Raw genomic sequence first — 19,702 nt, forward strand, 5'->3', positions numbered from 1 at the left:
CTCACAATTTAAATCAAAATAGAGGTATAACGTTATCTCTGTAAAGGATGAGATGAGCAATGAGTGAACTCACTCACACAATTTCACCCGTTCATATTTTGGGCGATAGCTGGGAAATCTGACGTGCGAGCTGGATGAGTGAATCAGCGAGGACCTCAGGGGAGGTCGTGTGGTTGTTGGGAGGCTGAACGGTCTTACGTTGAATCAATGACACGGGCAGTAGCTGGTTGTTAGTCGCGGGTTCTCCGCCAGAGAGTTGCAGGAGTTTGTCTACACTCGTTTTGCCGAGCAGCGAAAAATCCTGTCTGATGGTGGTCAGCGGCGGAATATAGCAGGCGCTATCCTCAGTATCGTCATAACCAATAACGGAAATGTCGCTTGCCACGCGTAGACCAAATTCGCTAATCGCCCGCATCGCGCCCAGAGCCATCTGATCGTTAGCCACCAAAATAGCGGTAGGAATCGTCCCGTCATTAAGCATTTGCAGGGTTTGCTGAAAACCGGACATCGCACCCCAGTCGCCTTCTGTTTCAGCAATCGGCTGTAGCTGGTAGTGCGCCAGATATTTATGCCAGCCTGCGAGTCTCAGCCGCGCGGAAACCGAAGAATGCGGCCCGGCCAGTAGCGCAATGCGCTGATGCCCATGCTCTACCAGATGTTCAACACCCAGACGCGCGCCGTCATCGTGAGAAAAAATAATGCTGTTAATGGGGGACTGGTCGGAAACGTCGAGAAAGAGTACCGGCACGTTGCCGCAGCTTGCCGCCACCGCAATAGCGTCGTTTTCATCGAGCGGATAGTTAACGATCAAACCGGTTACCCGTTGCGTCAGCAGGTTATGTACCGCCGCTTTGCAGGCTTCAACACCGTTGCGCTCCACCATGGCTATCACGACGCTGGCGCCTGACTTATCAGCGCGAGATTTAATGGCCGCGACAATCTGTGACGGCGCATGCAGCGCGAGGTTGGCAGTCGCTACGCCAATAAGCGGCGTCTGTTTTCCCGCCAGCTGCTGCGCAACGCGATTGGGAATGTAATTCAGCTCCGCCATCGCGGCTTCAACTTTTTCACGGGTTTTGGCGGAAACATGGTCAGCCTGATTCACCACACGGGAAACGGTCTGGTAGGAGACCCCCGCGTGATCTGCGACATCGTATAGCGTTACCTGTTTCACATTCATCACCCTGATTTTACTGTTGTCTGCACGCTATGATGCCATACTCCACCAGGCTTTCACTATGTCGCAGGCGAGTGAATTGCATGGTACATAGGGGTTTCTATAGACCTTCTGGCAACCTCAATGCTGCGCTCCGCAGCATTTTTTATATTTACGCCCGCTGCCGCACGGACAAGGGTCGTTGCGGGTAGCCGATTTCGGCTGCTGTTGCTGCGCCTCTTGCGCCAGCCATTGCATAATCGCCGGAAGCGGATAGCCATTGTCCAGAAGCTGCCGCCAGACGTTCATATAAGGCGTCACGTGCTTGAAAAAGTGCTTATAGCCCGTACACAGGTAATTGTGGCCGGGGCGACCGCTCGGGGAAACGGCGAAGCGATGTTTCGGACAACCGCCGTGGCAAACAAAACGAAACTCGCAGCTGCGGCAATCCGCCGTCAGCGTCTCTTTTTTGGCCTGACCAAAGGTGATGGCCTGTTCGCTATTGTTTAGCTCACGAATGCTCTGCTGGTGAATATTGCCCAGCTTATGCTCCGGGTAGACATAGTGATCGCAGTTATACAGATCGCCGTTCGATTCCAGCGCAAAAGCGTGGCCGCAGGTTTCGGAATGCACGCACAGTACCGGCGGCTGACCGGTCCACGCCGCCAGGGCAACGTCAAACATCTGCACGTAGACGCTATCGACGTCGCGGCGCACCCAGATATCAAAAATTTGGTTGAGAAACTCGCCAAACTGCCAGGAGGGCACCGTCCAGGGCGCAAGCCGCGCTGCGCTCTCTCCAGGCAGTACCAGCTGTAGCGGCGACGAGGCGTCGCTGCTCATCCGTTCGACCAGCGGAATAAACTGCATATAGCGCGAACCCGCCGCCAGCAGGAAATCATACACTTCGCGGGCGTGTTCAACGTTATGCTTGCCGACAACGGTCAGAGTATTGAACTCGACGTTATGCGCCTTCAGCAGCGCCATTGCCGCCACGACCTTATCGTGGGTTCCCTTTCCGGCGCGGTTGACGCGGTACTGGTTATGCAGATGCGCCGGGCCGTCTATCGACAAGCCCACCAGAAAACGCTGCTCGGCAAAAAATTGCGCCCACTCATCATCCACCAGCACGCCGTTGGTTTGCAGGGCATGATCGATCTTTTTGCCGTTGGCGTATTTCTCACAAAGCTCAACGACGCGGCGAAAGAACGCCAGCCCCATCATCGTCGGTTCGCCGCCCTGCCAGGCAAAGGTCACTGCATCACCAGACTGCGCTTCGATATGCTGGCGAATATAGTTTTCCAGCGTCTCGTCGGACATGCGCCAGTTTTTATTACGCTCGGGGTAAAGCGCTTCTTTTTCCAGATAAAAGCAGTAGGTGCAATCGATGTTACACACCGATCCGCTCGGTTTTGCCATCACGTGGCAGCCATTGATCATGCTGATTTTCCCTGATTCGATGGCCCGGTAAACCTTGCCATTAACTGTTCTCGACAATGTACTGATAGCAGCTGGCGATATGGCGAGCGATGGTGTATTCCACCAGCTCGCCGCGATCGTTAAAGCCCTGACGGGTCTTCACCAGCAGCGGTTCGCCTGCAGCAACCTGCAAAATATCGCAGTCCTGCTCCGTGGGCAGTTCGGCGGTAATGGTATCTTTATAGCCGTCGATATTCTCACCGCGCTGTTCCAGGGCGCTGTACAAACCTTCTTTAAACGCCTCTAGCGTCAGCTCACCCAGACGCGGCGTTAGCCAGATGTAGTTTACCTGCGCGGGGAGTTCATTTTGCCGATAAATCGTGCGGGTGAGACGCTGAATTTTCTGCTCCGCCGGGAGAGCGAACGCCTGCGCCACTTCCGGCGGCGGCAAGAGTTGCTCGAGTGTCAGATTATGTCGCGAAATAGAGTGCTGCTGCTGACCGTCGACCAGCCGGATGCGGGTCTTTACTCCCTGTTTCTCGGAGGTGCTGATGACCATCGTGCCGATACCGGCCTGGCGTTTTACCAGCCCTTTGGCAGCCAGTTCGGCCAGCGCGCGCCGCGCCGTAATGCGGCTGACGCCAAAAAGCTCTTCAAACTCGGCTTCGGTAGGCAGGACATCATTCTTTTTGTAGGCCCCGGTTCTTAGCTTTTCCAGCAAGATGTCGTATAGCTGAGCGTATAAAGGTTTTGCGCCGCGAGAATAATCCAGTTCTTCTTTCATTAACTTCGCACTCCTGTTCCCCGGCCGTAGCCGGGGGTACCCCTTAATCAAGTCGCATTTCTAACGCCATCTTATAGTACACGCTCTGATGCTGCTCCTGCGGAACCTCATTCTGCACGAAAGCCCACAAATTTTCCCGATCCCAGGCGGGCTCGCTGGCGGCCCGCAGCTTGTCAGCCAAAATAGTCTGTCCGCTACCTTCCAGATGCTGCAACAGCGCAAACAGGCCGTAGCGCACCTGCGGCGCAAAGGCAGCCAGCTCCGGCAGCAGATGCGGATCCAGCCCCAGCAGCGGACTTTGCGCATCATCCAGGCCATAGCGCGCGTACAGCTCAGCGGGCGCATCGTTTTCCTGCATCATGCGAATCATCTGCTCCACTAACCGCCGCGCGACCTGTTCATCACGGCACTGGGTTTGCTGCGTCGGGTCAGCCGCCAAATCATACAGGCGATGGCCAAAGCGATCGGCACCGCGGGTCATCACTGACTCTGCGGGGATTTTCATCACCGGGCAGCCTTTGGTAAAGCGAAACGGCGGATGCAGCGTCGTTTCGCGCAGCTCCTGCGGCGTAAAACGGCGATTAATGCGCGTCGGCATCAGGGTGTATTCGTACAGGCCATCGATGCCTTGTTCAACGGGCGAGCGCATATAAACATAGCGACCATCGGTAATATTGATATGGCAGCCGTGATAGCCAAACAGCGCATAGTCGCGCACTGGCGTATCGTCGCGCAGCGCGGGCAGCAGCGACACGCCCTGCATATCCGCCGGTTTATCCAGACCGAAGCAGTCCAGCAGCGTCGCCGGGATATCAATTGTTTGCGCCAGCGCCTGGCGGGATTCGCCCGCACCGCCGTACTGCGGGTGCCAGATAAATAAAGGAATATTCGCCACTTCGTTATACAGCGGCATAATATTTTTCCCCCACCACTCATGCTCGCCAAGCAGAAAACCGTGGTCGGTGTTGACAATCAACATCGTGTCGCGCCACAGATCGTAACGATCCATATAGTCCAGCACCTTGCCAACATACGCATCAACCATGGTCAGCAGCGCCATATAGTACTTCTGGATCAGGCTTTTGCGTTCGGCGGTTTCGGTGACGAAGTAGTACGGCGGCCAGCCGTCGAACTGCGCGGGATCGTCGATGCCGTACATCTTCAGGTACTTTTCCGGCACGAAGAACGGTTCATGCGGATCGAAACACTCCAGTTGTAAAAACCAGTTGTCGCTGGCGTGGTTGGTATCGATGAACTCCAGCCCTTTGCCGATCGTCCGCGCCAGATGGTGATCTTCTTCGTTGTGCATAAACTGCACGTTGATCTGATGCTGAACCCGGCTGGCGATCCGCCGCTGTTTGATCTCCTCCGGCTCGCCGGATTCGTAGCGATATTCAGGCTTATCCACCACCCCTTTCCAGGCATCGCCCTCCTGTCCGCGCACAAATTCGTAGGTACTGTAGCGCGAATGATAGGTCGCCCCGCCGTCGCGCCAGTAGTGCTTGTGGTCCGTCACCAGATGGGTGTGAATGCCGTTCTTCTTCAGCAGCTCCGGAACCGAATCATCGAACGGCTCGATTGGCGACCAGCCGCGGTGTAAAAAATTATAGCGTCCGGTATGCAGCTCCCGGCGGGCGGGCATACAGGGCATGCTGCCAACGTAGCCGTTATCGAAACGGACCGTGCGCTCCTTCAGCCGCTGAAAATTCGGCGTGATCGCCTTGTCGCTACCGTAGGCCGACAGCAGGCGCTTATTCAGCGAATCAAACATCAACATAATCGCTTTCATGCTTTACTCCTTAATTCTTCCTTCACGCCGTTTCTTTATCGTAACCGCGCATTTTGCCAACGATATAGGTCAGCACGAAGGCTGCGGCGCAGCCGGTTAACCAGGAAATGATGTACTGCAAATATTTACCGTCGGCGATAAGCGGCAGCGCGGAGAGCCCGGCTGCGCCGACACCGTTGGTCGAGACGCCCAGCAGCACCACCATCATTCCGCCAAAGCCTGCGCCGATAGAGCCGGTAATAAAGGCAAATCCGGCCGGGATATTGACGCCGAAGATGGTCGGTTCGCCCACCGCCAGGATGGAAGTCGGGATCGCCCCTTTGGCGATTTTCTTCATCATCGGGTCGCGGGTCAGCAGCAGTACCGCCGTCGCCGCGCCGACCATTCCGGCGTTGGACATAATCTGGATGGCGAACAGCGGCGCGTGGCCGGTGGCGTTGATCATCTCAAGGTGAATAGGAAACAAGCCGTGGTGCAGGCCGAGCGAAATCAGGAACGGGAACAGCGCCGAGAGCACAAAGCCCGCTGCGATGCCGCCGGTAGAAAGCAGGCCGTTCAGCCCGTGCAGAATGCCGTTAGAAACCACGCCCGCCACGGGCATAATCACCAGCAGCAGCGCCGCCGCCATCACCACCAGCACAATAGTCGGCGTCACCACCACATCCACAATATCCGGCACAAAGCGCCGAACCTGTTTTTCCAGCAGGCACATTAGCCATGCGCAGAGAATGACGCCAATCAGCCCGCCCTGCCCCGGGATCAGCCCCAGCGCGGTAATCTGCGGCACAATAGTGATCGCCCCCAGCAGGCCACCCATCACCGCGTTGCCGTCAAACTCCTTCGCCGCCGTCACCCCGGTATAGATAGCGAGGAAACCGAACAGCGCCTTCGAGACGATATCGAGAAACTGGCTCACACCCAGCATGTGCCGCTGGTCGAGTACTACCTGAGTCGGCGACAGATCCCCCAGCGCCGCCACATGATGCGCCAGCGCCCAGGAAGCAGCGGAGTTCACCAGCACGTTGTTAATGCCCATCAAGATACCGGCGGCAATCAATGACGGCAGGATCGGCACAAAGATATTGGCGATATGTTTGAGAATGACTTTGGTACGGGTCTGTTTTTTCGCTTTCTCCCGCGCAAGCTTTGCTTTTTGCTCGACAGCGCTCAAGGGTGTGTCACTTGCGGGCAGGCCCTTAAGCAGATCGTTAATCACGTTTGCGACCTTTGACGATTTACCCGGCCCGACGATCACCTGCAGGGTGTCGTCCTCCACCACGCCGAGTACGCCTTCAATACTTTTGAGCGCGGCGATATCGACCTGTGATTGCTCACCGATGGTCATCCGCACACGGGTCATACAGTTGGTAACATGCAGCAAATTAGATAAGCCGCCACAGTGCTTCACAATCGCGTTGCCCACCTGGTTGTAGTCCATACAGAGGTTCCTTTATTATTTTGGTGGTAATTGTTATAACAATATAATGTTATCATGTTTGTGAAGGCGATCATAAAGGCGGATTAACGATCGTTTTTGGCGGGGGAATAATGAGAACAGGAGGCCGAAGCCTCCCACAGTTTGATTTATAGCGTGTGCCGCATTTTGTCGGGTGGCGGCTAGCGCCTTTTACCCGACGGGTTCACCATCGTCTGCGAGCCGGGTAATTCTGCATTATCCCTGGCGCAGGTTCTGCGCGGCTTTGACCATGTTAGCCAGCGCGGCACGGGTTTCCGGCCAGCCGCGGGTTTTCAGGCCGCAGTCCGGGTTCACCCACAGGCGCTCTGCCGGGATACGCTGCGCAGCCTTCTTCAGCAGGGCTTCGATCCACTCCACGCTTGGGACGTTCGGCGAGTGAATATCGTAGACGCCCGGCCCGATTTCGTTCGGATAGTCGAACTCTTCGAACGACTCCAGCAGCTCCATATCAGAACGCGAGGTTTCGATAGTGATCACGTCGGCATCCAGCGCGGCAATGGAATCCATAATGTCGTTAAACTCGCAATAACACATATGGGTGTGGATCTGGGTGTCATCTTTCGCCACCGCCGCGTTGATGCGGAAAGCCTCCACGCCCCATGCCAGGTAGGCATCCCAGTCGCTGCGCTTCAGCGGCAGACCTTCGCGCAGCGCCGGTTCGTCAATCTGGATAATACCGATCCCGGCGGCTTCCAGGTCTGCAACCTCATCACGCAGCGCCAGCGCAATCTGCTTCGCGATGGTTTCACGGGTCACGTCTTCGCGCGGGAATGACCAGCAGAGAATGGTCACCGGACCGGTCAGCATCCCTTTTACCGGCTTGTCGGTCAGCGACTGGGCGTATTTTGCCCACTCAACGGTGATCGCTTGCGGGCGGCTAACATCACCAATTACTACCGGCGGTTTAACGCAGCGGGAGCCGTAGCTCTGCACCCAGCCGTTCTGGGTAAAGATAAAACCGTCCAGGTGTTCACCGAAATATTCCACCATGTCGTTACGCTCGGCTTCACCGTGCACTAGAACATCCAGCCCCAGCCGCTCCTGCTCCACAATCGCCTGTTTGATGTGCTCTGCTATGCCGGTACGATAGTTATTCGCATCGAGATTGCCCTTTTTGAAGTCCAGACGCAGGCCGCGAATTTCCGTGGTTTGCGGGAAAGAGCCGATGGTGGTGGTCGGCCAGGCCGGGAGCTTAAAGCGCGCCCGCTGCGCTTCGGCACGCACTTCATAGACGCTCGCGCGCTGGCTGTCCTCGTCGGTAATCGCCGCCAGGCGTTTTTCGACCGCCGCGTTATGCACGCGAGTCGAGTGGCGACGTGCCTGAATCGGCGCGCTCCAATCGTTAATCGCTACAGTATCACCGCTGTTCAGCGCATCACGCAGCAGCGCCAGCTCGGCGCATTTTTGCAAGGCGAAGGCAAACCAGCTCTTCACTTCCGCATCCAGACGAGTCTCCACGCTCAGGTCGATCGGGCTGTGCAGCAGGGAGCAGGAAGAAGCCACCCACAGATCGCGTTTACCGACGATGTCTTTAATCTGCGCGTATTTCTCGGTGAGATCGGCGCGCCAGACGTTGCGGCCATTGATCAGCCCCGCAGAGAGCAGCCAGTCGGCAGGCAGACGTTGATGCAGCTCTTCCACGTCATCTTTACCGTGAACAAAATCAACGTGCAGGCCCTGTACCGGCAGCGCGGTGATGGTCTCAAGGTTCGCCGTAATGCCTTCAAAATAGGTGGTCAGCAGCAGCTTAACCTGACCGGTGAGTGCGTCATATGCCGGTTGGAAGGCATCCAACCACGCCTGCGGCAGTTCGAGCACCAGCGCAGGTTCATCAATCTGTACCCACTCAATGCCGCGTTTTGCCAGCTCAGCCAGCACCTGCTGGTAGACCGGCAGAATATCGTTCAGCAAGCTCAGACGGTCGAACGGCTCGCCTTTCACCTTACCGAGCCACAGGTAAGTAACCGGCCCCAGCAGAACGGGTTTGACCTTGTGGCCCAGCGCCAGCGCTTCGTCCACTTCATCCAACAATTGAGTCCAGGTCAGTTTGAACTGCTGGCCCTTCACGAATTCCGGCACCATGTAGTGGTAGTTGGTGTTAAACCATTTGGTCATTTCCGCTGCGGCAGCCGGTTCACCGGTCGGTGCGCGACCTCGGCCAATGCGGAACAGAGTATCGATATCGACGGAACCGTCTTTGTTCTGATGACGAGCCGGCACGTTGCCGAGCAGCAGGCTGGTGGTCAGAACATGGTCGTACCAGGCGAAATCACCCACCGGCAGCAGATCAACGCCTGCCTGCTTCTGCTGATCCCAATGGCGAGCACGCAGCTCACGCCCAACCGCCAGCAGTTCTTCACGGGAGCTATTGCCCGCCCAGTAGCTCTCTTGCGCTTTTTTCAGCTCGCGACGCAGGCCAACGCGAGGGAAACCGAGGGTGTGATTCAGGATTGTCATGTTATGCCCCTTATGGAATTTTTTGTATTTAGCCATCCAGATGTTTACACATCCATAATTGGCAGTTACTGTATATTCCTCAAGCGCAAATTATTCATGCCGAAGTGAAGGACTTTCATGATCGAAATTAAACACCTGAAAACGCTCCAGGCGTTGCGGAACAGCGGTTCTCTGGCAGGCGCGGCAGCGGCCCTGCACCAGACGCAATCCGCCTTGTCCCACCAGTTCAGCGATCTGGAACAGCGCCTTGGCTTCCGTCTGTTTGTGCGTAAAAGCCAGCCGCTGCGCTTTACCCCGCAGGGGGAGATCCTGTTGCAGTTGGCAAACCAAGTGCTGCCGCAAATCAGCCGCGCCTTGCAGGACTGCAATGAGCCGCAGCAAACCCGTCTGCGTATCGCCATCGAATGCCATAGCTGTATTCAATGGCTCACCCCGGCGCTGGAAAATTTCCGCGCCCGCTGGCCGCATGTGGAAGTGGATTTTCAGTCCGGCGTCACCTTTGACCCACAGCCGGGGTTGCAGCAGGGCGAGCTGGATCTGGTGATGACCTCTGATATTCTGCCGCGCAGCGGTCTGCACTATTCGCCGATGTTTGATTTTGAAGTACGTCTGGTGATGGCGCCGGATCATCCGTTGGCGGCAAAAACGCGGATTGCGCCTGAGGATTTAGCCACCGAGCTGCTGCTGATTTACCCGGTGCAGCGCGCGCGCCTGGATATCTGGCGTCACTTTTTACAGCCAGCAGGGATCAGCCCGCAGCTGAAGAGCGTCGACAATACGTTACTGTTAATTCAGATGGTAGCCGCACGGATGGGGATCGCAGCCCTGCCGCACTGGGTAGTAGAAAACGTTGAACGCCAGGGCCTGGTCGTGACCAAAACCCTGGGCGAGGGACTGTGGAGCCGACTGTACGCCGCAGTGCGCGATGGCGAGCAACGCCAGCCGGCCACCGAGGCGTTTATTCGCTCAGCGCGGAACCACGCTTGCGACCACTTACCGTTTGTGCGGAGTGCGGAGCGACCCAGCGCCGATGGACCCACAGCGAAGCCAGGATCACCAGAGCTCCAACAATAAAGCTCGGCCAGCGGGGCTGCTCCTGCCAGATAGCAAGGTTCACCAGCAGCCCGGCAGGCACATGCATATTGTTCATAATGCCAAGCGTACCGGCATCCACCTGGGTGGCACCGTAATTCCACATAAAGTAGCCAATACCCGATGCCGCCACGCCAAGAAAGACCAGAATGCCCCATTGTAGCGACGTTTCCGGCATTTTCTGCGCGTTACCCATCAGAGTCCAGGCAACTACCGCCACCAGAAATGCCCCGACGTAGAACCAGGCGAAGGCGTTATGCTGCGGCATCGGGCGCGTTTCCATCAGGCGCTTATAGCCCACCATGCCGATAGCGAAGCTGATATTAGAGAGCTGCACCAGGATTAAACCGGTCCAGAAATGGTTGGTCACCTGGTCATAACGGATAATTCCCGCGCCGATCACCGCCAGCAACGCGCTGCAGGCGTAGCCCCAGCGCAGACGTCTTCGGCTCATCAAATCATAAATCAGCGTGATATAGAGCGGCGTCAGGACGGTAAACAGCAGAAGTTCGGATACCGTCAGGTAGAGATAAGCCTGGAAACTCAGCATGTACATGATGCCAAGCTGCATCGCCCCCACCAGCATATACAGGCCAATAGTGGTCAGGCTTTGCCCACGGGTACGCAGGAAGGGCAAAAACACCAGCGCCGCCAGGCCAACGCGCGCCAGTACTGCGAAATAGCTATCGACGTGACCGGCCAGGTATTCGCCATACAGGCTAAAGGAAAAGGCCCACAGAATGGTGGTAATAATCAGTAGCGCCACAATGAATGTCTCGTAGAGTAAAGAACACTCATTGTAGCGAAGAGGTCAGTTGACAACTGCTCACTTATAGAGCAATCGTCAATCTTTTTTAATCAAGATAGAGTTTACGCAGATAGTGCGGAACGGCGTCATCAGCGTTGCTGCCGATCACGTCCAGCTCCGGATGCAGGTCCTTCAGACGCTGGTGCGCATTGGCCATAATGCAGCCCTTGCCCGCCATCGACAGCATTTCCGCATCGTTCATGCCGTCGCCGAAGGCGATGCACTCTTTCAGGCTATAGCCGAGCATTTTCGCCACCGCCTCCAGCGCATGCCCCTTCGACACGCCGCCCGCCATCACTTCCAGGCAGGTCACGGTAGAGAAGCTCACGTTCACGCGGTCGCCCCAGCGAGCATTGATCGCCTGCTCCAGCGGCAGCAGATGCTCATGCTTATCGCAGGTGAAAAAGACTTTGCTGATCCCTTCCGGGTCCAGCTCGCCCGGCTCGTACAGCTTGTAGTTAAACACTGCCTCTTTGAAGAAGCGCATCTCTTCCGGACGGTGGCGGTTCATAAACCACTCATCCTCACGATAAACGTTGGTCACAATCGCCGGATCGTTTCGCATCATCTCGAACAGGTCAGCGGCGATATCGCGATCAAGGTTATGAGCGAAGATCTGCTTCCCGTCGCTATCATGTACGCGGGCGCCGTTAGAGGTGATCATGTAGGATTTAATGCCGAGATTATCGCGAATTTGCCCAACATCGATGTAGTGGCGGCCGGTCGCGAACACGAAATTGATACCGCGTGCGGTAAGCAGCTTCAGCGTCTCTTTGGCGTAAGGGGTTAAGCAGTGATCGGGGGAAAGCAGCGTGCCATCTAAGTCAGACGCAACAACCTGGTACATAAAAATTTTAACCTCTAAGCAGGGCGACGAGCGTTTCGCCGGATTAATTGTGTCGACCAAAAAAATCGACGATAGCATTCAGCGCGACCGAGCGCATGGCGTCCTTTTCAAAAAGGATCTCATGGTATGCCCCTTCTATGACAAACGGCTTATTCCCCTCACAGGGGTGACCGCCAGCGGCGCGAAGTTCACAGTAGCGATCGTGCATACGGTTATCGACCACTCGCTCTTCTTCCGCCTGGAGCAATAACGTTGGCGTGACGTCTTTTTCCGCGCCAGCCAGCACCTCTTCACCCGCAAGGATACCCTCGCGTACCCAGTGAAACGTCGGGCCACCGACCCGCAGCTGGGGTTCATCAGCGTAAAAACGCAGGTTGCGACGATAGCGCTGACGGCTGTGCGTCAGTAAGTTGACCGCAAAAGGCAACGCCCGCCAGCGGCCGGTTCCGAGGGCGTACTCTTCACGAATGCGCTGATGGCCCTCAGCCCAATCGAGAATATGGCGCACCATCCAGTCAGGCAGGCGCATGACAATGCCGAACATTGGCGCACAGAGCACTATTGCGTCGCAATGCTGGCGGTGGCGCTGTAAAAAAAGCGTCGCGATTGCACCGCCCATTGAGTGGGCCAGTATAAACCGTTTTCGCCAGTGCCCGGGCACCACTTCCTGCTGCCAGAAAGCGGCAAGATCGTCGACGTAATCGCTGAAATTAACAACGTGACCACGGTGGGTATCGGAAAGCATTCGCCCCGAGCGCCCCTGACCGCGATGATCGATAATCATCACATCAAAGCCGCTACGGAAAAGATCGTAAGCCAGTTCGGCGTACTTCACGTAGCTTTCAATACGGCCCGGACAGATAACAATCACCCGGTCATTACTTTTGGCGCAGAAGCGAACAAAGCGCACCGGAACATTATCCACGCCCGTAAATTCCGCTTCTTCCCGCTGATGCCAGAAATCGGTCAACGGCCCCATGGTAAAGGCCGCAAACGCGTTTTCTCGTGTTTCCCAGTCCTTTTGCTGCAAAAACATCGGGCTTACACCCCTGATAACCGCTGAAAATCGTTTTTTTGCCGTGCATCACACAATGCTTACACAATAGCGTATTGTGGCATAAAAACAGACAATCAGGGAGTTTCTCATGACGTTCGAGTGGTGGTTTGCCTATTTGCTGACATCAATTATTCTCAGCTTGTCGCCGGGTTCCGGGGCGATAAATACGATGACCACCTCAATCAACCACGGCTATCGCGGTGCCGCCGCATCAATCGCCGGACTACAGGCCGGGCTGGGCATTCATATCGTGCTGGTCGGCGTCGGTTTGGGTACGTTATTTTCCCGCTCGCTGTTAGCCTTTGAAATCCTCAAATGGGCGGGAGCCGCCTATCTTATCTGGCTCGGGATTCAGCAATGGCGGGCCGCGGGTTCAATCGATCTCAATACCCTGGCGAAAGTGCAGACTCGCGGAAAGCTCTTTAAACGCGCGGTGTTTGTTAACCTGACCAATCCGAAAAGCATCGTGTTTCTTGCCGCCCTATTCCCGCAGTTTATCGTGCCCAATCAGCCTCAGGTGATGCAGTACCTCGTGCTCGGCGTCACCACCATCGTGGTCGATATTATTGTGATGATTGGCTATGCCACGCTGGCGCAGCGCATCGCGGCGTGGATTAAGGGGCCGAAACAGATGAAGGCGCTGAACAAGGTGTTTGGCTCGCTGTTTATGCTGGTCGGCGCTCTGCTGGCTTCGGCTCGTCACGCCTGATGAATGGAAGCACGCTCGCAATTTGAGGTTCACCTTGTGGACGCAGCAACATCGTCATTCGAGGGCGCACGCAAAGAGAGAAGATAATTCTTTTGCGTACTGTCGACTCCGCAGCGCCAATGACAGAATGCCGCCTGATGCTCTTATTCATGGACGAAACAATGGCGGAAGCGGCAACTCCACATGATGCGGTATTCAGAACCTTTCTCTCCCGCGTGGAAACCGCGCGGGACTTTATTGAGATCCACCTGCCGCCCTCGTTAATTCAGATTTGCAAACTGGATACGCTGCGCCTGGAATCAGGGAGCTTTATTGAAGACGACCTGCGGCCTTATTACAGCGACATACTCTACTCCCTGGAGACCACCAGCGGTCAGGGCTACGTGCATGTCCTGATTGAACACCAAAGCTCGCCCGATAAACTGATGGCGTTTCGCTTGATGCGTTACGCCATCGCCGCCATGCAGAGGCATCTCGATACTCTTTTATCAGGGACGGCGAAGCCCTTACCCCTGGTCCCTGAATTGGCTGGAAAGCTTTGCCGATCCGGATACTGCGCGTCAGCTTTACGCCAATGCCTTTCCGCTGGTGGATATCACCGTTATCCCCGATGACGAAATCATGCAGCACCGCAGCATGGCGGCCCTGACGCTGGTGCAAAAGCATATTCGCCAGCGCGAGATGGCTGAGCTTCTGGACAAGCTCACCAGCCTGTTGATGCTCGAACAGATGAGCAGACAACAAGTTACCGTACTGATAAAATATATGACCCAGGCGGGAGAAGAGCAGGACGTTCGGCCGCTATTATATGAGCTGGCACAGCGGGTGCCGCAGCATGGAGAAGTACTGATGACTCTGGCAGAAAAGTGGCTCGAGGAAGGTATGCAGAAGGGCATAAAGGAAGGCATAAAAAACGGCAAACGCGCCGCCTTTATGGAAGTCGCAAAAGCAATGCTCAACCGGGGCATCGATGATACTGCGGTGATGGAAATGACCGGTCTCACACCTGACGATTTGCAGCAGCTCCGTCATTAATACCCGGCCCGCCCGTAAACCCTTGGACGGGCCCCGGGATACTTAGCGCGAAATAATCAAATGAATACCAAAACCGGCGAATAGCGTACCGGCAACGCCGTCGATCCACTTCGCCATCAGCTGATAGCCGCGGCGCATACCCGGAAGAGCAAACAGGCTGGCAACCACCGTAAACCAGGCCAGCGTCTCCAGTACGATCAGCAGGAAAATGCCCCAGCGCGCGCTGGCGGTAACGTCGTCGCCAACAAACAGAGAGAACACAGAACCGAAGTAAATAATCGCTTTCGGGTTCGCCAGGTTGGTGAGTAGCCCCTTCAGGAAACTGCGACCGCTACGCGCCAGTTCAACCTGTGGCTCCGCCGCCGCTACGTCGCTTTTCTTCAGCGCGCCGCGCAGCATTTGAAAGCCCATCCAGCACAGATACAGCCCGCCGCCGACCATGATAATGGTGTGCAGCCAGGCCATTTTCTCGATAATCAGGTTCAGGCCGAGCAGCGCCACGCCCGCCCACACCATCACGCCGCAGGTGATCCCCAGGACGCCCATCATCGCCTCTTTGCGGGAGCGGCTAACGGCGGTCTGTGAAACAAAGAAAAAGTCCGGGCCAGGACTCATCAGCGCAATGATATGCACCAGCGCCACGGTGAAGAAGAGCGTCAACATGATTAACTCGCAGGAAAATAGTAAGGACGAAAACTATATTTGCACTTTTTCGGCTGGCTGACTACTCATCATCACCATCCACGTGCGCGCGGATCAGAGCCATAAACTCTTTACCAAAACGCTCGAGCTTACGCGTGCCGACGCCGTTAACGCTCAGCATCTCTCCAGCGCTTAGCGGCGTTTGTTCGGCCATTTCGATCAGCGTCGCATCGTTAAATACCACGTAGGGTGGGATGTTTTCTTCGTCGGCGATCGCCTTACGCAATTTGCGCAGCTTAGCGAACAGCTTGCGATCGTAATTGCCGCCAAAAGATTTCTGCATCGCCTTCGGCTTCAGCGCCACAATACGCGGCACGGCAAGCTGTAACGCCACGTCGCCGCGCAGAACCGGGCGGGCGGCTTCGGTAAGCTGTAGCGCGGAGTGCTGGGCAATATTCTGCGCAACCAGCCCTAAATGAATAAGCTGACGGATAACGCTGACCCAGTGCTCGTGGCTCTGTTCGCGCCCAATACCGTAGACCGGCAGCTTATCGTGCCCCATATCGCGAATACGCTGGTTATTAGCGCCGCGCAGCACTTCCACCACGTAGCCCATACCAAAACGCTGATTGACGCGGTAAATCGTCGACAGCGCCTTCCGCGCGTCCATTAAGCCATCATACTGTTTCGGCGGGTCAAGGCAGATGTCACAGTTACCGCACGGCTCCTGACGCCCTTCGCCAAAGTAGTTGAGCAGCACCAGGCGGCGGCAGGTTTGCGCTTCGGCAAACGCCCCCATTGCGTTGAGCTTATGACGTTCAATATCCTGCAATGGCCCGGCGGGTTTCTCTTCAAGACAGCGTCTGAGCCACGCCATATCCGCCGGATCGTAAAACAGCATCGCCTCCGCAGGCAGGCCATCTCGCCCGGCGCGCCCGGTTTCCTGATAGTAGGATTCAATATTACGCGGGATGTCGAAATGCACCACAAAACGGACGTTCGGTTTGTTGATGCCCATGCCAAAGGCCACCGTCGCCACCACAATTTGCAGGTCGTCGCGCTGAAATTTCTCCTGCACATCGGCGCGAATATCGTTTTCCAGGCCAGCGTGATAGGCCGCCGCGCTGATACCACGGCTTTGCAGGCGCGCGGCGGTATCTTCCACTTTCGACCGGCTATTGCAGTAGATAATGCCCGACTTACCGCGCTGATCCTGCACATAACGCATCAGCTGATCCAGCGGCTTAAATTTCTCCATCAACATATAGCGGATGTTGGGTCGGTCAAAGCTGCTTACCTGAATAAGCGGGTCGTCGAGCCCCAGCAGACGGACAATATCGCGACGGGTGGTATCATCGGCGGTGGCGGTAAGCGCCATAAACGGAATCTGCGGTATCCGCTGGCGCAGCTGCCCTAGCGCGGCGTATTCCGGGCGGAAATCGTGGCCCCACTGGGAAATGCAGTGCGCTTCATCCACCGCCACCATCGCCAGATTCCAGTGCGTGAGATGCTCAAGGAAGTTATCCAGCATCAGGCGTTCCGGGGCAATATACAGCAGCCGGATTTGCCCGCTGCGGCAGCCGGCCATCACGTCCTGCTGCTGCTCGCGGCTCTGCGTCGAGTTCAGGCACGCCGCCGCCACGCCGTTGGCCAGCAGTTGATCGACCTGGTCCTTCATCAAGGAGATAAGCGGCGATACCACGACGGTCAGGCCACCCAGCACCAGCGCCGGAACCTGATAACACAACGACTTGCCGCCCCCGGTCGGCATCACCACCAGGCAATCACGCCCGGCCAGCGCCGTGTCGATAATGGTTTCCTGGCCCGGGCGAAACTGCTGGTAGCCGAAGGTTTCTTGTAAAACCTGCTTAGCCAGCGATTCCTGATTTAATACTTCCGCCTGCGCCACGTTGACCCCATATGCCTGAAAAGAAAACAGGCGCTATTTTCAGCGCCTGAGAGCCAGAGTGCAACGATTAAAACAGATCGTTGAGCATCAGCCCGACGCCAACGCGGGTCTGATTGAAGTTATAATCGATGAGCGACTCGCCATAACCGCTATAGACCTGAGTATAGACGCGCACGTGTTTGGTTATCGGATAGCTCACCCCAAGCTCCGCGCCGCCGTAGCCGGTATTCCAGTTATATTGCCCCTGAGCGCTGAGAATCGCCTCGCCCAGTTGATAACCCACTTTCAGGCGATAGTAGCCCATATATTTGGTGATATCCGGGTTATCGTTGGTGCTGCCAATCACGTACCAGGGCTTCACTTCCACCAGCCAGTTACCATTTTGCGCCATCAGCCGGGTATAAAGACGGTTCCAGCTGCGGGACGTGGGATCGGAACGGCCGTTAGAGTCGTGGTTATAGCCCATTTCAACATCGCGCAGCGTCCAGCCGGCGAACGAGTAATCGGTAGCAAAGCCAAGGAACAGTTGCGGCTCATAGTTGGTTTCGCGAAACGGCGCGGACTCTTTACTGTTGGAGAGCTGCCACCAGGATTTTTGCGTATAAGAAGCGCCCAGCAGCGAGTTATCGCCAAGGATCCCCCGCCACAGAGGAAACGCCAGGCTAAGCTGAAACTTCACTTCATCTTTACGCGCATTCTCGGCCCAGTCGTAGCTGCGAATCGCTTCTTTATTGAGATCGCTGGTCCACGTATAGAGCAGATAGTTGCTCTCATAGGGATACAGCAGGAACGGATTATCATGGTCCTGTAACAGGTTGGCGATAATGCTTCCGCGAACGGCCGGAGTGTCGTGAACCTGTTGACTAACGAGCGCGTCCTGCGCCAGAACGCCAGCCGGAAGCGCAGCAAGCGCCAGCAGGCAGGCCAAAGAGATACGCATTACTGTTCTCCTGGATGGATAATTATTATTTCTGTTTAACCCAGCCAGCATTCTACCTATTTATGCGTCTTCTGACCTGTTATCCGTTCTTAAAGTAGAAATCAATATTTTAGAAGCATAAAATCAACATTTCATTAACCTATGGAATGTTGTTATGTCAGAACTGACCGCCGCCGCCGCTCTTAAGCTGGTGGGAGAAATCTTCGTCTACCATATGCCTTTTAATCGTGCCTTAGGGCTGGAGCTGGAGCGCTATGAAAAAGAGTTCGCCCAGCTTAGCTTCAACAACCAGCCGATGATGGTTGGCAACTGGGCGCAAAGCATTTTACATGGTGGAGTGATTGCCTCTGCGCTGGACGTCGCCGCAGGTCTGGTATGCGTCGGCAGCACGCTGACTCGCCACGACACCATCAATGAAGAAGAACTGCGCCAGCGCCTGTCGCGAATGGGTACCATCGATCTGCGCGTCGACTACCTGCGTCCGGGCCGCGGGGAACGCTTCACCGCCACCAGCAGCCTGCTGCGCGCCGGTAACAAAGTCGCGGTGGCCCGCGTCGAGCTGCATAACGAGGAGCAGGTTTATATCGCCAGCGCCACGGCGACGTATATGGTGGGTTGATTGCCATAAATCGAGTAACATCACTCTCTTTGGCAATGGATTTGTACCGATGGATGCTAAACAAACGCGGGTAGGGATTTTGCTGGCCCTGGCCGCCTATTTTATCTGGGGTATCGCGCCAGCATACTTCAAGCTTATCTACTATGTTCCCGCCGATGAAATTCTGACTCACCGCGTGATCTGGTCCTTCTTCTTTATGGTGGCGCTGGTCAGCGTCAGCCGTCAGTGGCAGCAGGTCAAAAGACTGCTCAAAACGCCGAAAAAGGTGTTCCTGCTGGCGCTGTCTGCCGTGCTGGTAGGCGGCAACTGGCTGCTGTTTATCTGGGCGGTAAATAACCACCATATGCTGGAAGCCAGCCTGGGGTATTTTATTAACCCACTGGTGAATATTCTGTTAGGGATGATCTTCCTCGGGGAGCGCTTTCGCCGGATGCAGTGGCTGGCAGTAATGCTGGCGGCCTGCGGCGTTCTGGTGCAGTTGTGGACCTTCGGCTCGCTGCCGATCATCGCGCTGGGCCTGGCGTTCAGCTTTGCGTTCTACGGCCTGCTGCGTAAAAAGATCGCCGTCGATGCGCAAACCGGCATGCTGTTTGAAACACTGTGGCTGCTGCCGGTCGCTGCGATTTATCTGTTCGGCATCGCCGATAGCCCAACCAGCCATATGGGTCAGAACCCATGGTCGCTGAACCTGCTGCTGATGGCGGCGGGCGTGGTGACCACCATCCCGCTGCTGTGCTTTACCGGTGCGGCAACGCGTCTGCGCCTTTCTACGCTGGGCTTTTTCCAGTATATCGGCCCAACGCTGATGTTCCTGCTGGCGGTAACGTTCTACGGCGAAGTGCCGGGCGCGGATAAGATGGTGACCTTCGCCTTTATCTGGGTGGCACTGGCGATTTTCGTGATGGATGCAATTTACACAATACGCAGAACGCGCAGGGCATAACGAAAAAAGGAGCCGAAGC

At 56.0% G+C, this 19,702-nt stretch carries 16 protein-coding genes and 1 pseudogene; 5 read left to right on the top strand and 12 right to left on the bottom strand.

Annotated features, from left to right (window positions below; all coding sequences use genetic code 11):
• Positions 1–91: 91 nt before the first annotated feature.
• The 6 genes from FN082_RS11185 to metE form a co-directional block, all read right to left on the bottom strand.
• The gene (locus FN082_RS11185) at positions 92–1,174 is read right to left on the bottom strand and encodes a LacI family DNA-binding transcriptional regulator (RefSeq protein WP_142463032.1); all 1,083 of its coding nucleotides are present in this window, start codon (positions 1,172–1,174) and stop codon (positions 92–94) included.
• Between the two features lie 123 nt (positions 1,175–1,297).
• Positions 1,298–2,596, bottom strand: coding sequence for an anaerobic sulfatase maturase (locus tag FN082_RS11190; protein ID WP_142981581.1), 1,299 nt, complete (start codon positions 2,594–2,596; stop codon positions 1,298–1,300).
• A gap of 40 nt (positions 2,597–2,636) precedes the next feature.
• The gene (locus tag FN082_RS11195; RefSeq protein ID WP_139537396.1) at positions 2,637–3,359 is read right to left on the bottom strand and encodes a GntR family transcriptional regulator; all 723 of its coding nucleotides are present in this window, start codon (positions 3,357–3,359) and stop codon (positions 2,637–2,639) included.
• 43 nt (positions 3,360–3,402) lie between these two features.
• Positions 3,403–5,148: a sulfatase gene (locus tag FN082_RS11200; protein WP_142981582.1), complete on the bottom strand. Its 1,746-nt coding sequence runs from the start codon at positions 5,146–5,148 to the stop codon at positions 3,403–3,405.
• Positions 5,149–5,170: 22 nt separating this feature from the next.
• Entirely contained in the window at positions 5,171–6,586 is a 1,416-nt protein-coding gene (locus FN082_RS11205; protein ID WP_142981583.1) for a PTS transporter subunit EIIC, read from the bottom strand.
• 234 nt (positions 6,587–6,820) lie between these two features.
• On the bottom strand, positions 6,821–9,082 hold the full coding sequence (metE, locus tag FN082_RS11210) for a 5-methyltetrahydropteroyltriglutamate--homocysteine S-methyltransferase (RefSeq protein ID WP_142981584.1): 2,262 nt from the start codon (positions 9,080–9,082) through the stop codon (positions 6,821–6,823).
• A gap of 117 nt (positions 9,083–9,199) precedes the next feature.
• Here metE and metR point away from each other — a divergent pair, with 117 nt between their 5' ends.
• Complete coding sequence (gene metR, locus FN082_RS11215; RefSeq protein WP_139537394.1) at positions 9,200–10,156, top strand: HTH-type transcriptional regulator MetR; 957 nt, start codon at positions 9,200–9,202, stop codon at positions 10,154–10,156.
• Here metR and FN082_RS11220 read toward each other — a convergent pair.
• The 3 genes from FN082_RS11220 to pldB form a co-directional block, all read right to left on the bottom strand.
• A complete protein-coding gene (locus tag FN082_RS11220; RefSeq protein WP_142981585.1) occupies positions 10,041–10,940 on the bottom strand; it encodes a carboxylate/amino acid/amine transporter in 900 nt (299 codons plus the stop codon). The genes metR and FN082_RS11220 overlap by 116 nt on opposite strands.
• Before the next feature lie 88 nt (positions 10,941–11,028).
• Positions 11,029–11,829 (bottom strand): sugar/pyridoxal phosphate phosphatase YigL, encoded by an 801-nt coding sequence (gene yigL / locus FN082_RS11225; RefSeq protein WP_139537392.1) that lies wholly within the window; start codon positions 11,827–11,829, stop codon positions 11,029–11,031.
• Positions 11,830–11,872: 43 nt separating this feature from the next.
• Positions 11,873–12,865, bottom strand: coding sequence for a lysophospholipase L2 (gene pldB, locus FN082_RS11230; RefSeq protein WP_142981586.1), 993 nt, complete (start codon positions 12,863–12,865; stop codon positions 11,873–11,875).
• Positions 12,866–12,974: 109 nt separating this feature from the next.
• On the opposite strand from pldB, the gene rhtB reads away from it, so the two are divergent.
• On the top strand, positions 12,975–13,595 hold the full coding sequence (gene rhtB / locus FN082_RS11235) for a homoserine/homoserine lactone efflux protein (protein WP_139537390.1): 621 nt from the start codon (positions 12,975–12,977) through the stop codon (positions 13,593–13,595).
• A gap of 161 nt (positions 13,596–13,756) precedes the next feature.
• Positions 13,757–14,630 (top strand): annotated as a pseudogene (locus tag FN082_RS11240) (Rpn family recombination-promoting nuclease/putative transposase).
• A 42-nt stretch (positions 14,631–14,672) separates the two neighbouring features.
• Here FN082_RS11240 and rhtC read toward each other — a convergent pair.
• From rhtC to pldA, 3 genes are all read right to left on the bottom strand, one after another.
• A complete protein-coding gene (gene rhtC, locus FN082_RS11245) occupies positions 14,673–15,293 on the bottom strand; it encodes a threonine export protein RhtC (protein ID WP_142981587.1) in 621 nt (206 codons plus the stop codon).
• Positions 15,294–15,354: 61 nt separating this feature from the next.
• Positions 15,355–17,181 (bottom strand): ATP-dependent DNA helicase RecQ, encoded by a 1,827-nt coding sequence (gene recQ, locus FN082_RS11250; protein WP_142981588.1) that lies wholly within the window; start codon positions 17,179–17,181, stop codon positions 15,355–15,357.
• A 67-nt stretch (positions 17,182–17,248) separates the two neighbouring features.
• The gene (gene pldA, locus FN082_RS11255) at positions 17,249–18,121 is read right to left on the bottom strand and encodes a phospholipase A (protein WP_139537388.1); all 873 of its coding nucleotides are present in this window, start codon (positions 18,119–18,121) and stop codon (positions 17,249–17,251) included.
• A 154-nt stretch (positions 18,122–18,275) separates the two neighbouring features.
• Here pldA and yigI point away from each other — a divergent pair, with 154 nt between their 5' ends.
• A complete protein-coding gene (gene yigI / locus FN082_RS11260; protein WP_004097567.1) occupies positions 18,276–18,740 on the top strand; it encodes an acyl-CoA thioesterase YigI in 465 nt (154 codons plus the stop codon).
• A 49-nt stretch (positions 18,741–18,789) separates the two neighbouring features.
• Complete coding sequence (gene rarD, locus FN082_RS11265; protein ID WP_139537387.1) at positions 18,790–19,683, top strand: EamA family transporter RarD; 894 nt, start codon at positions 18,790–18,792, stop codon at positions 19,681–19,683.
• Positions 19,684–19,702 lie beyond the last annotated feature (19 nt).

The sequence above is a fragment of the Klebsiella spallanzanii genome, assembly GCF_902158555.1.
Taxonomy (GTDB): Bacteria; Pseudomonadota; Gammaproteobacteria; order Enterobacterales; family Enterobacteriaceae; genus Klebsiella; species Klebsiella spallanzanii.